The organism is Geobacillus subterraneus (genome assembly GCF_001618685.1).
GTDB classification, from domain to species: Bacteria; Bacillota; Bacilli; order Bacillales; family Anoxybacillaceae; genus Geobacillus; species Geobacillus subterraneus.
In genome coordinates this window covers 2,450,243-2,464,136 of the sequence record NZ_CP014342.1, presented here as the reverse complement: position 1 = coordinate 2,464,136, position 13,894 = coordinate 2,450,243, and the positions used below count along the sequence as shown (strand labels likewise).

The 13,894-nt window shown below is 42.9% G+C and carries 8 protein-coding genes and 4 pseudogenes; 8 read left to right on the top strand and 4 right to left on the bottom strand.

Going from position 1 to position 13,894, the window contains the following annotated elements:
- Positions 1-133: 133 nt before the first annotated feature.
- Entirely contained in the window at positions 134-1,708 is a 1,575-nt protein-coding gene (locus tag GS3922_RS12025; RefSeq protein WP_063166558.1) for a multicopper oxidase family protein, read from the bottom strand.
- 162 nt (positions 1,709-1,870) lie between these two features.
- Positions 1,871-1,987: pseudogene (locus GS3922_RS18200) on the bottom strand (C39 family peptidase); the annotation flags it as partial.
- Between the two features lie 106 nt (positions 1,988-2,093).
- Here GS3922_RS18200 and GS3922_RS12015 point away from each other — a divergent pair.
- Entirely contained in the window at positions 2,094-2,972 is an 879-nt protein-coding gene (locus GS3922_RS12015; protein WP_023634440.1) for an IS982-like element ISGsp1 family transposase, read from the top strand.
- Positions 2,973-3,380: 408 nt separating this feature from the next.
- Here the strand turns inward: GS3922_RS12015 and GS3922_RS18265 are convergent.
- Positions 3,381-4,569 (bottom strand): annotated as a pseudogene (locus GS3922_RS18265) (IS701 family transposase).
- 172 nt (positions 4,570-4,741) lie between these two features.
- On the opposite strand from GS3922_RS18265, the gene GS3922_RS12005 reads away from it, so the two are divergent.
- The gene (locus GS3922_RS12005) at positions 4,742-5,329 is read left to right on the top strand and encodes a hypothetical protein (RefSeq protein ID WP_063166556.1); all 588 of its coding nucleotides are present in this window, start codon (positions 4,742-4,744) and stop codon (positions 5,327-5,329) included.
- A 149-nt stretch (positions 5,330-5,478) separates the two neighbouring features.
- Here GS3922_RS12005 and GS3922_RS17335 read toward each other — a convergent pair.
- Positions 5,479-5,661 (bottom strand): annotated as a pseudogene (locus tag GS3922_RS17335) (IS4 family transposase); the annotation flags it as partial.
- 177 nt (positions 5,662-5,838) lie between these two features.
- On the opposite strand from GS3922_RS17335, the gene GS3922_RS18185 reads away from it, so the two are divergent.
- The 6 genes and pseudogenes from GS3922_RS18185 (at position 5,839) to GS3922_RS11980 (ending at position 13,639) form a co-directional block, all read left to right on the top strand.
- The gene (locus tag GS3922_RS18185) at positions 5,839-6,033 is read left to right on the top strand and encodes a hypothetical protein (RefSeq protein WP_225995631.1); all 195 of its coding nucleotides are present in this window, start codon (positions 5,839-5,841) and stop codon (positions 6,031-6,033) included.
- A pseudogene (locus GS3922_RS18180) lies at positions 5,982-6,338 on the top strand (UPF0236 family transposase-like protein); the annotation flags it as partial. The gene GS3922_RS18185 and the pseudogene GS3922_RS18180, both read left to right, overlap by 52 nt.
- 8 nt (positions 6,339-6,346) lie before the next feature.
- Entirely contained in the window at positions 6,347-6,919 is a 573-nt protein-coding gene (locus tag GS3922_RS11995; RefSeq protein WP_082816568.1) for an Rpn family recombination-promoting nuclease/putative transposase, read from the top strand.
- Positions 6,920-7,451: 532 nt separating this feature from the next.
- Positions 7,452-10,697 (top strand): type I restriction-modification system endonuclease, encoded by a 3,246-nt coding sequence (hsdR, locus tag GS3922_RS11990; RefSeq protein ID WP_063166553.1) that lies wholly within the window; start codon positions 7,452-7,454, stop codon positions 10,695-10,697.
- Positions 10,698-12,176: a class I SAM-dependent DNA methyltransferase gene (locus tag GS3922_RS11985; protein ID WP_063166552.1), complete on the top strand. Its 1,479-nt coding sequence runs from the start codon at positions 10,698-10,700 to the stop codon at positions 12,174-12,176.
- Complete coding sequence (locus GS3922_RS11980; protein WP_063166551.1) at positions 12,173-13,639, top strand: restriction endonuclease subunit S; 1,467 nt, start codon at positions 12,173-12,175, stop codon at positions 13,637-13,639. Before GS3922_RS11985 ends, GS3922_RS11980 begins: the two co-directional genes overlap by 4 nt.
- Positions 13,640-13,894: the final 255 nt, after the last annotated feature.

The window sequence follows — 13,894 nt, the reverse complement described above, 5'->3', positions numbered from 1 at the left end:
CATTTTTATTTTTTTCTAACTAAAAAATAATATACTGGAAATACGAACCAAGGACAAAAAATAAGAGGCTGTCTCAAAAGGTTGCTAAATCGACCTTTTGAAATCAGCCTCTTTTATTTACTACGATAAGCTGTTATTCACCTTTATTCGTTGTGTCATTCGGATCTGGGGTATAGTCCGATTTGTAATCGGTATATTTTACTTCTGTGACCATTCCGGCTGAAGCATGGTGCAAGTCATGGCAATGGAACATCCAATTTCCCGGATTATCCGCTTTAAACGCGACGACATATTCTTCACCAGGGTTTACATTTAAGGAATCCTTTATCAATGGAGAGCCTGTGACCGGCTTGCCGTTTTTGCTTAATACTTGGAAGAAATGGCCGTGTAAATGCATCGGATGTACATCTTTTGGTGAATTGTTCACAATTCTGACTTTTACTAAATCTCCTGTCTTCACATTAATAGGCGCTGTGTCAGGATACGTTTTCCCATTAATCGTGTAGACCATGCCATCTTTGCCCATGGCTGTTCCTAAATCCATTGTGTACTCTACATCATATTTTTGGTCTAGTGTAAATTGACCTACTTCATATTTTCCGTATGTTGTTATATCCACAACAGGGAGGTTTTCTTTTGCATTTTCTTTATCCGTATTGTTTGTCTGGTCTTCGTATTGAATTTTCACTTTCATGCCATCGGTACCTTCCATATCACCATGACATTCTAATAACCATTCACCCGGGTTATTCGCGATAAATTCAATATCATAACGTTCACCCGGAGCAATACTTAAAAGTTCATCTTTGATTGGTTGCGGATCTTTTAACGGCTGCCCGTCAGTTGCGACAATTTTAAACTCATGACCATGCAGGTGAAGTTTGTGGGCCATGTATCCTGCGTTGATCAGACGAAGCCGCACCTTTTCGCCTTTCTTCACTTTTAAAGGTTGGACAGCGGAACCGCTTTTCCCGTTAATCGTGAAAATATCATACATACTCATATCATGGCCCATGCTGCTCATATCCATTTGTTGATTATCAGAGCTATTTCCATTATTCATATTACTATGATCCATTCCACTCATATCCATATTTCCTTCATCCGGATTGCTCATCCATTCATCTAACACAAGTGTATAATCTCGATCGACTTTTTCTTCATTTTTCGGTTCTACGATTAATGTACCGTATAATCCCTTGTCCACTTGCTCGGCGCTTTTTTGATGGGAATGATACCAATACGTTCCCGGCACGGTTGCTGTAAATTCATACGTAAACGTTTCACCCGGTTTAATGGCGTCCATCGTGACACCCGGTACTCCATCTTGGTTATTTGGAACAGGGTAGCCGTGCCAGTGAATCGTGATCGGTTCTGGCAATTCATTTTTTAAAACAATTTTCACATTATCCCCTTGCTTTACGCGGATTTGCGCACCGGGTACCGATCCATTGTACGTGTAGACCGGAAGTTTGACTTGATCATTTATTTGTAATAATGCTTCCTTAGCAGTAAGATTAATCTCTTTACCGGATAAAACTTCTGTGTTTGTTGCCAAAGGCAGTTTCTTACTGGAGTCCTGTGCGGTGTTTTCTTCCTTCATATTCATGTTGGACATGTCGTGTCCTTGCATCGAAGAATTATTTGAGCAAGCTGCACCAATCGCAACAACTCCTGCCAAAACAGTTCCTAACAATAATTTCTTCATCGCTTTCCCTCCATAAACTTGTGATGTAAGTCATAGTAACGTCATCATAAAAAATAAATGTGCAAAATTTATGGAGAAAAATTATATTTTTTTTCACACGAAGTAGTTCGAAGATTAAATTATTGTTTGACATAAAAAAGATAAGCCACTACCTATAACCGGTTAATTGCGGTTATAGGTAATAGCTTGTTTGCCCATTTGTATCCAAGCTTGAATAAATTCAGACTTAGGTGCTTTTTTATTTTTCGTACCTGTCAATGGGTCATTAAAATAAATATATACCCGTGGTGCTAGATAAAACTCAGACAAGCATAAAAATAGCCCTTGCTGGCGGATCTCCAGTAGAATGAAAGTGTCACCCAACATTCGAAAGGAGAGATCCCCCATGCAAGAGCACTTTCATTTTACTACAGATCCAGCCAAACTTCAAAAACAATATGCCGCTATTTTCTGTTTTGTTTCTGCCCAACTGTCGTTGATTCAAATGGATCTTCATCGCCGCAACCGTCACTTGGTCAAGCAAGAAGACGAAGTGGTCATGGCGGTTCACCTTTTGGGGAAGCTGCTGGGCTTTTCTTCCGAACGAGCCTGGCATCGTTTTGTCACGGGAAATTTGTTCACAAACGGCTCGTTTCTTGAACGCTCCCGATACAACCGCCGCTGCCGAGCGCTTGGTTTCGCCATCAAATGGATTCGTCATGAGCTGGCGAAACGTGGCCAACACCATGCTTATGCGGTCGTCGACAGCTTGCCTCTTCCGTTGTGCCATCCCGCAAGAATGCAGCGCGTCAAGCGATTTCGAGGGATCGCGGATATGGGGTATTGTGCTTCCAAAAAGCAATGGTACTACGGTTTCAAGCTGCATCTTCAAGTGACCAATCAAGGGCTGGCCATGGGCTATGTCGTGACGGAAGCGTCCTGCCACGACGTCAAAGCCGCTGAAACGGTGATGACTCAAATCCCTCATCCCTACAACTTTGGGGACAAAGGGTACATCAGCCACGCTCTTCGAGAAAAGCTGTACGAAGAACACCAAGCCGCGTTCTGGACACCGTCTCGACACAATCAAAAGCACGGCCCATCCAAGGCATGGGAAGAATGGATCAGGAAAAAACGCAAAGTCATCGAGACGGTGTTTTCGATTCTCGTAGACCAATACCGGATCACCGACATTCGAGCGAATTCCATGGCCGGGTTTGAAGTGGCACTCGATGGCATCTTGTTGGCTTATTCCTTGGTCACACTAGGGCTGGTTGAGCGCTGACGCTCAACTAGCACCACGGGTTTACTTAACGTTTTTTTTTGGTACGAAAAATACCGCCAGCAATAGTGGAACTATAGGATAAAACATAATTAACTTAAAAGCATTCTCTGCTCCACTGAAATAATAAGCAATAGGTGAAAATAGTAAAGCACTAAGTACAAAATGAATTGCCCTTTTTTTAATCAATCCCCAAATGAGAAAGAAAATCGAAACACCGATTAACAACCAAAATAATAATCCTGCCCAAAAAAATTCACTTTTTTCACCCTCCCTTTATCCTTTATCTAAATTTTAACATAAATTTGTATGGATTTTAATAATAACCTCCCATTTTTTTACTCAATTACTGTAGATGAGCATTTTTCATTACAGTAATTTCCATACCCTAAGAGACAAACAGGGGACCCCTTAGGCAACATGGAGCTGTTTTTTGATCACATCAATGGGAATATCTTGCTTTGCGGCGTCATAGATGAACTCGACGACGCTGTGCCCTTTCCGAGACCGAAGAAGCTCCAGTCCGAAAGAGATGTCTTGTTGGGATTCCGCGATGCTGTATACGCAGGCGAATAGCACCACTGCCCAATACCTTTTCACCGCCCGAACGTGGCGAACACGGTACCCATCGAGCTTCAGCTGGTCTTTGGCCTGCCGGAAAAAGCATTCGATCGTCCAGCGCTGGGCATAGTAACGCAAGATGTCTTCGTCACTCAGCTCCCGGTCGGTGCTCAATATGACATGGAGATGATCCGGCGTCATCGGTTGATCCGCCTTCCAAGCCAGCCGCACCACCGCGTCATCGAGGCCATGGATCGATCCCTCACAGCGATACACGCGGTAACGCTCCTTCCCCACCGTGACGAGGCGGGTGTCGTTTGGTTCGATATAGCGGGCGAACTCCTTCGCTTGGACGGCCGATGCCTTTCGGATAGAGAATTCGGTTCGTCTTGAGCATGGCGATGACATGGAATCCTTGTTTCAGACAGGCTTCGATGAGCGCTTGGGACGGATACCATGAATCCACGAGCACATACACCGGCTGAGCCCGCTTCCCCTTGAGCGAGGAAAGCATCTCGATCGCCAGGTCGATTTTGCTTCTTCCCGCCGTCTTGTCATACAGACGAAAGGCGAACGGAAACGCTTGCGTGAAGGTGTGCACCATCAGCCAAACAAGCGAATGCCCCCAGACCAATTGATGATCGCTGTGAGAGAAATGCCAATCACACCCTTGAATGGCGTGGGCAGCCCGTGACGAAGGCTTCGTTTTTTGGCAAATGGTATCATCAATCGAAACAAAAAGGGGTTGATTCTCCCGTTTGGCCAGGCGTTCGATCTAGCGAAGGATCCATTCTTGAAGCTTCTCAAGCAGTTTTTCCTCGTTCCAAGGGCTTTTCGTGAAAAAATGGCTGAGCGTGGTTCGATGATTCGGGTGAAAACTCCAGTACCCGACATCCGTCAATGTCCCCGAACATCCCTTGGTCGTCAAGGCGTCGACAAGATGAACCAGATGCTTGATGACCGGCTTCGAGAAATAAAGCGCCAATCCCAGCGTCATGAAAAACTTGTGGATTCCTTGATGATGTGCTAATCTATTCATGAGACATGAACCTCCTTGTGGGTAGTTGGTGGCACATCTATTCTAACCAAGGAATCGGGTTCATGTCTCCTTTTTTTGTTTAGTTGTCAATTTATGTTAGCAAATTTGCTCATCTACAGTAAAGAGTTGCTTTTACTGCAAACTTAAATTTTTTGATGATCTGGGTGAGGCTATGTTTAGCGAAAAAATTTACAAAGAGGTCGATAGTGCTATAAAAAAGGTTTGGTTGGAAGATATCAAAAAAGATTATTTGCAGTATAGTTTGCTGAAGGAGGATTCATTGAAAAATGCTTTTTATTATCACTTGAGAAGGCGATTGGGTGATCATTACTTATTGAATAATCATTTAAGGATATATACAGAATTTTATTATGTAGGTTTGCGTGCAGATTTGGTTGTTGTCAAACTGAATGAAAATCCGGGGGGAAATGGCCATTTGAAAAACGACATAGACGAAATCATTGCAGTGGTTGAAATGAAATATAAATATGATTTGTCAGACAAACCATTTCTAAGTGACATTGAAAAAGTGCGGAGGAGTATTGAAGAATATAAAATAAATGCTCTCTATTATTTAGCGTTTATCCATGAAGTTGAATATGAAATAAATTCAACATTTTCTTGGGTAGACATAGAGAAATCTCCATGGGCAAAAGGGCGAGTCGTTGAATTGAATGGCTATTTTGTTGCAGAAAAACAAGAGCCTGTTTGGGAAGTTGTTTCTTATAACGGACTAAACGAAGATATAATATGTAAATAATAGTGCTAAAAATATAATTGAAACTGTATAGGTGGAACCAAAAATTCCTTACTTTCACGAGTGTTGATTATCCAAAATTATACACGCGCCTTCCATAAATTTAGGCATACTCAAACAAAGAAAGCAGCGGCCATCCCGGATTTCCAAAGGAATCTTGGCCATCCGTATAGAGGCCCCACATCGGCTCCGTGGCGAAAGCTTTTCCATTGATGCATGGCGGCTAGCAGGAAGAAGTGAATCCACTCGCGCAACGTAAAGGTTCGAGACGAATCACGATATCCAACCGCTTCAGCAGTCAGTTGAATCTCGTCATCCGAAAGTGTGAGTAAAATATTTGTGGGTAACGTTCAGGAAGGATCCCCGATGAGAGTTGCGAACTTTTGTTCGCGACGCTCGTCGGGGCTACCAAGCGAAGCGCGGTAGGAAAAAGCGGATCTCATGCAAAAGGACTCTCTCCCTGCTATGATAGTGATTGTCCACATCAACCGAAAACAGGAGGGAAAGAGTCCATGAAACATCTTACCACAGAATGGCCTTTATTAAAAGAGCTGGAGGAACAATTGTTGAGAACTCTTCAAAACGTGTTGGCGGCCCCTGTCTCGCTGCACCACCCTGTTTCCCAACGGCATGGCCGGGTGCTGTTGGTGGAAGCCAAGGGGTGGAGACGGCCGGCATGCGTCCGATGGGCCACGCCGAGAGCGTGATGAGCCGGTTCGCGTACCGGGTGAAATCCCGCCGCAGCTGGAAAGACCAAGGACTTTAGTCGTTTCTGAAGGAGATGGTGGCCCGAATCGACGGAATATGGCGGAGAAAGGGGCAGTTGGAGGAGGAAGAGCCCCGGAGGGCAGTCTCGACCCCGACGAAGCCCAAGCGGATCGAACAGGCCAAACGGAAGGCAGGACGGTTGTTGGCGGATGTGATGCGTCAGAACATCCCGTATCTTCAACAGTTATCGGGGACACCGATTGATCAAGCGTTGCCGACGCTTCGGGACGGTGGGCGGATGTAAAAAAATAGATTGAAAGAAAGTCATCTCAAGAGTATAATGGCCAAAATAAATGGACTGCTCCATTAGCGTTTAAAGACTACTTCCATCAAGGTGAACTCTTTGGTGAACAAGTATTAGATTTCAAATATATCTTATTGGACATCAATCGAATGGAAAAAGATGAATTAATAAATAACGAGAACTTGATATCGTCTATATTTTATCTTGATCGTACCGTCAAGAATGAAGAAGAGATCTTTGAAAGATTAAACACCATTTCACGAGTCCTCCAATATATCCCGCGGGAAGATTTCTTGGTATTTAAAAATTGGGTAAAACATATACTAATCAATAGGTTCCCAGAAGAACAGTCTGGAGAAATAATAAGCCTCATTGAAAATTCGAATCAAGAGGAGGTGTCCTTTATGATTTCAGGGCTAGAGCAAAGTTATAAAAAAAATACAGAAAACGCATTAGCTGTTGTGAAGTTATTACTTGAAGGAAAGACGGTTGAGGAGATATCTGAGAAATTAAATTTACCGCCAAAAAAAGTTATAGAAATAAAAGAGATATTTGAGTCTATTAACAGCAAATTGAATTAACACGTTCTGCGGCAAAGGCAGGACGTTTTTTATTTAAAAAACGAATAATTTTTCAAGAAATTTAAGTGCCAAGAATCCGAGTTCGACAGTTTTTAGGCCATTTTAGGCAAATGAAATTGGACATTTTTCTTCAAAAAACGGCGGCCTTGATCAGCGAACCAAACTGACGGCCAAACAAGTGCAACTCTTTGCGGCCCTAGGGCTGGAGCCTCCTCCGAAGATTCTAGGCATTCATCCTCGCACCTACATACACGCCCAACGTATGCCCCAATGCCTCTCGTTCCTTTGGTATCAAGGGATGAGAGGCATTTTGTTTGCCTCGTCACTGTCGAACTCGGGGAATCCTTGTTGAACAGGAAAAGCCGTTGTTTGTTATTTTGTCTAAATTTATTCCTAATGAAACTGAATGTATGATGAAATGTGAAATGCTGTAAAGTTTTATGGTAAAATGGAACTGCATAGTCTTCTGAATATTTGTCAGGCATTAGAGTGATTCGGGAAACGACCAATGCGTATGGAGGAAAAATTGAAGATGGCGCACAATTTCCGTTTTTTAGAAGGAAAATGGGAAGTCCTCGCCCGTGTTGGGGAAACAGCGGAACGAAATGTATATCAAAATCCAAACGTGGCGATGAGTGAGCTGAGAAAATTTGCGGAAACGATTACAAAATATATTTTAGCTTTAGAAGAAATTCGGGAAGAGCGGGGAACGGATCAGCAAGAACGTCTAAGAGTTCTGTTGTACGAGCAAATTATCCCGAAAGAAATCTATGACTTATTGACGGTCATTCGGTTGAAAGGAAATGAAGCGGTACATAATCCGACTTATGGAGAAGTAAACGAAGCAAAGGCTTTATTGCATATGGCGTTCCGCATCGCCGTTTGGTTTATGGAAGTGTATGGCGATTGGTCATTCCAAGCTCCAGAGTATATCGAACCGACACCGCAAACCTCTATCACAGCAGATGAGTTCGATCAGATCGTTCAATCATACGAAGAAAAGCTCGCTCGATTGGAAACGGAGCTTGAAAAGATACGGAAAGAACAGCTATATATTAGCAGTGAAGAGAAGCAAAAACGACGTGAATTCTCTCAACGTGCCATCGCGAACTTTGAATTGACGGAGGCGGAAACCCGTCTTCTTATTGACCAACAATTACGAGATGCCGGGTGGGAGGCGGACTCTGAAAAGTTGCGATTCTCCAAAGGCGTTCGTCCGGAAAAAGGGCGAAACATGGCCATCGCCGAATGGCCTTTAAAACGCGGTTACGCCGATTATGCGCTATTTGTTGGTCTTGAACTGGTGGGCATCATCGAGGCGAAACGCGCCAGCAAAGATATTCCAGCGGACATTGAACAAGCAAAAGAATACGCCCAATTAGTCGTTCGACATGGCAACGAAGTGATCCATGAGCCGTGGGGAGACTATTTTGTTCCGTTTCTCTTTGCGACGAATGGGCGGCCATATTTAAAACAACTCGAACAAAAATCAGGCATTTGGTTTTTAGATGCTCGTAAATCAACCAATCATCCGCGTCCCCTTCAAGGATGGTATACTCCTCGTGGGCTGAAAAAGCTATTGGAACAGGATATTGAACGTTCAGAACAATTTTTGCGTGATGAAAAATTTGATTATTTGAAATTAAGACCTTACCAAGTGAAAGCCATTCAAGCTGTTGAAAAAGCACTCGAAGAGAAAAAACGCAGCATTTTAATCGCCATGGCAACCGGAACAGGGAAGACGAGAATGGCGATTGGCCTCATTTACCGATTGCTTAAAGCGAAACGCTTTAACCGCATCTTATTCCTTGTCGACCGAAAAGCGCTAGCGGAACAAGCAGAAAGCGCGTTTAAAGAAAGCAAGATGGAAAGTTTCCATACGTTCACCGAAATTTATAGCTTACAATCGTTATACGATCAAAAACCAGATGACGAAACGAAAGTGCATATCGCTACCGTACAAGGGATGTTAAAACGGATTTTTTATAACGACCGCTCGGGAGACATCCCGCCGGTGGATCAGTATGACTGCATCATTGTGGACGAAGCCCATCGCGGTTATACGCTAGATAAAGAAATGGATGAGGTCGAACTGCAATTTCGCGATCATCAAGACTACGTCAGCAAATACCGCAAAGTGCTCGATTATTTTGATGCCGTCCGCATCGGATTGACGGCGACGCCGGCGCTTCATACGACAGAAATTTTTGGACCGCCTGTCTTCACGTATTCTTACCGGGAAGCGGTAGTGGATGGCTATTTAGTCGACCATGAACCCCCGTATCAATTTGAAACGGTGTTGAAAAAGGAAGGGATTACGTGGGCGAAAGGGGAAACGGTCGATGTGTATGACACGGTGACAGGAACGATTTCGCAAGAGTATTTAGAAGACGAAGTCAACATTGACGTGTCGCAGTTTAACACCAAAGTCATTACCGAAAGCTTTAATCGTGTCATCATTCGCGAATTGACGAACTATATTTCTCCGGATGATGAAGGAAAAACGTTAATTTTTGCCGCCACGGATGATCACGCTGACTTAGTCGTTCGCCTTTTAAAAGAAGAGTTCGAAAATCTATACGGCGAAGTCGAAGACAACGCGGTGATGAAAATTACCGGTTCAATTAAAGATCCTTCCGGTGCGATCCGCCGCTTTAAAAACGAAAAATATCCAACTATTGTTGTTACCGTTGATTTGCTGACGACGGGGGTGGACGTGCCGGCGGTTACGAATCTCGTCTTCTTGCGTCGTGTCCGTTCGCGCATTCTGTATGAACAAATGTTGGGACGCGCGACGAGAAGATGCGAAGAAATCCAAAAAGACCATTTTAAAATTTTTGACGCGGTTGGAATTTATGAATCTTTAAAGCCGTATACGAGCATGAAGCCGGTCGTAACGCGTCCGAATATTTCGCTGACTCAGTTAGTCGAAGAACTAGAGGGACTAGAAAAAACGGAACATCTTCACTATCAAAAAGAACAACTTATCGCCAAAATCCAGCGGAAAAAGCGGAAATGGTCCGATCGGCAGCACCAAGACTTTCAAGTGCTGTCCGGCGGCAAAACGGTCGATGAGTTTATCGATTGGGTAAAAGCCTTGCCGCCGGAGGAATTACTTGTACAATTAAAAGAGTACAAGTCGATGTTCCGCTATATGGATGAAAATCGCTACCGGGAAAATAAGCAATATATTTCCACACATGAGGATCAACTGATCGCGGTCAAACGCGGCTACGGAAACGCGGAAAAGCCAGATGACTACTTGCAGTCGTTCGGCGAATTTATTCGCAACAATATGAACAAAATTCCGGCTTTAATGATCGTTTGCCAGCGGCCGACCGAGCTAACGAGGGAAGAACTGAAAAAGCTGCTGCTTGAACTGGACCAAAAAGGCTTTTCCGAGAAAAAACTGCAAGCGGCGTGGCGGGAGGCGAAAAACGAAGACATCGCGGCGGACATCATCGCCTTCATTCGCCAACAAGCACTAGGCGATCCGCTCATTAGCCATGAAGAACGGATTAAAAACGCCATGAAAAAGGTTTACCAAATGAAAGCATGGCCGCCGGTGCAAAAGAAATGGCTCGAACGCATTGAAAAGCAATTACTGCAAGAATCCGTTCTTCATCCAGATCCGGAAAAGGCTTTTGAATATGAACCATTTAAGAGCCGTGGAGGCTTTAAGCAGTTAAACCAAATTTTCGACGGACAATTAGCACAGATTGTTCGTGAAATTAATTCTAATTTGTACAACTATCATCAAAAGAAGGAGCAAGCGTAGATGAACAACAGAGAGATTGTACAAAAGCTTTGGAACTTATGTAATGTTCTACGTGATGATGGAATTACTTATCATCAATACGTTACGGAGCTAACTTATCTGTTATTTTTAAAAATGATGAAAGAAACCGGTCAAGAATATATCATTCCCGAAAACTATCGCTGGGATTCGTTAGTAGAAAAAGACGGGATTGAACTAAAAGAGCATTACCAACAGTTGTTGCTTGATTTAGGAAAAGAGGAAAATGAATTATTAAAACAAATTTATACGGACGCGACATCGAATATTAGAGAACCAAAGAACTTGGAAAAAATTATTCAATCCATCAATAACTTAGATTGGTATAACGCCAAGCAAGAAGGTTTAGGCGATTTGTACGAAGGACTGTTAGAAAAGAACGCGAGTGAAGTCAAATCAGGAGCGGGGCAATATTTTACGCCTCGCGTCCTTATTGATGTCATTGTCGAGCTCGTAAATCCACAGCCGGGCGAGCGCTGCCATGACCCCGCCGCGGGAACCTTCGGCTTTATGATCGCGGCCGATCGTCATGTGCGTGAACAGACGGATGATTATTTTGACTTATCCCAAGAAGAAATTGAATTTCAAAAATACAAGGCCTTCTCTGGAGTAGAGCTGGTCAGAGATACGCATCGCTTAGCGGTCATGAACGCGCTGCTTCATGATGTCCATGGTGAAATCTTGTTAGGCGATACCCTCTCATCACTTGGTGAGCGTCTGAAAAATTATGACGTGATCTTAACGAATCCGCCGTTTGGGACGAAAAAAGGCGGCGAACGGGCAACACGAACAGACTTTACCTTTACGACATCAAACAAGCAGCTGAACTTCTTGCAACACATTTACCGAGCTTTGAAACCGAATGGAAAAGCACGAGCCGCTGTCGTTGTCCCTGACAACGTCTTGTTCGAAGGCGGAGTCGGCGCCGACATTCGTCGCGACTTAATGGACAAATGCAACTTGCATACGATTTTACGCTTGCCGACCGGGATTTTCTACGCCCAAGGAGTGAAAACGAACGTCTTATTCTTCACCCGCGGAAAAACTGACGTCGGCAATACGAAAGAAGTATGGGTGTACGATTTACGGACGAACATGCCGTCTTTCGGCAAGCGGAATCCGTTGACGAAAGAACATTTTGCAAGATTTATCAAGGCCTATACGGCAGAAGACCGCCGCCAAGTTAAAGACGAGCGCTGGAATGTGTTTACAAGGGAAGAAATTGCGAAAAAAGGCGACAGCTTAGATATTGGCTTAATTGCTGATGAATCCCTATCCGTCTACGAAAACTTGCCAGACCCCATCGACTCCTCCGAAGAAGCGGTGAAAAAATTAGAATTGGCGATTTCGCTGCTAAGCGAAGTCATCGCCGAGCTAAAAGCGGTCGAACAACCTAATAGCTACCAAGCAACGAACGAAGTGCTGAAAGTGGCAGAAACATCTGAGGTGCTTAAAAAATGAGCAAAACGAAACAAAAAACGCTGGAAGAACTACTGGAAGAAGCGTTAGTGCCGGAAGACGAACAGCCGTATGAAGTGCCGGGGAATTGGGTGTGGGTTAGACTAGGTAGTATTAGTAGGTTTATTGACTATCGAGGTAAGACACCTAAAAAAACTGAATCAGGTATAAGACTAATCACCGCTAAAAATGTTAGGATGGGTTATATCCAAGACGAACCTAAAGAATTTATTAGTGAAAAAGATTATGATTCATGGATGACTAGAGGGATTCCAAATGTGGGTGATATATTATTTACAACCGAAGCACCTTTAGGGAATGTGGCTCAATTAGATATTAATGAGAAAATTGCGCTCGCTCAAAGGATTATCACAATCTCCCCTTATCAGCCACTTGAAAAGACTTTCTTTAAATATTGTTTAATGAGTCCACAAATGCAAGCTCTAATTAAAAGTAACGCTACTGGAACTACTGTTTCTGGGATAAAAGCGAGTAGGCTAAAGGAAATAGAGGTGCCTTTAGCTCCTTTACACGAACAAAAACGCATTGCTGAGAAAATCGAGTGGCTTTTTGCGAAAATTGATGAAGCGAAGCAGTTGATTGAAGAAGTGAAAGAGTCGTTTGAACTTCGCTGGGAAAGCATTTTAGACAAGGCGTTTAGAGGAGAGCTAACTAAAAAATGGCGATCTATGAACTCAATGACTGAAAAAGCTGATGATATTTTTAAAGAAATTCAAAAGGTCTATAAAAAAAGCAATAAAAAAGATGAAGACGAAATGAATCCACCTTATCAGATTCCTCAAAATTGGAAATGGGTTAGATTAGGTGATATTGTCGATATTAACCCACCTAAGAAGAAGCTAGCCGATATAGAAGATGATCAAATTTGCACATTTATTCCTATGCATTCTGTGAGTGATAAAACTGGTGAAATAGAAAATCAGGAAATTAGGAAGTATGCTGAAGTAAAGAAAGGTTATACATTTTTTCTTGAAAATGATATTCTTTTTGCCAAAATAACTCCCTGTATGGAAAATGGAAAAACAGCCATTGCGCAAAATTTAATAAATGGGTTTGGATTTGGATCAACTGAGTTTCATGTAATTAGAACAAATCCTTATATTAACAATAAGTTAATATATTATTTACTCCGATCTAAAAAATTTAGGATGGAAGCTAAAAAAGAAATGACAGGGGCAGTAGGTCAACAACGTGTACCTAAATCATTTTTGGAAAATTATTTATTTCCATTCCCGCCAAAAGGAGAACAGGACAAAATTGTTGAGTTATTGGATAACTTGTATGCTAAAGAAGTTGAAATTAATAAAATAGAGGTATTAGAGGGAGAAATAGATTCGATACGCCAATCCATCCTCAACAAAGCCTTCCGTGGCGAACTTGGTACAAACGATCCAACCGATCAACATGCCATTAAGTTGTTAAAAGAAGTGCTGAAATCGAAATAAACCATTTATGTAAGAGCTCACTCAACAAGTATGGAGTGAGCTCTTTTTCCTCTTCACTACCATTTTCCTCCCTTCCGACGAAAATCGGGAGGATTTTTTATGTCCATTGTCGAATGAATCCTTGACGAACAAGGAAAGAGAAGGAGTTTTTCGCTCGTAGATGTTGAAGTCAGCGCCACCACTGGATCATCGAGACAATATGGCTCTTTATAGCGATGCAGACGGTAACGGATCTTGCCCTACCGTAACGGGATG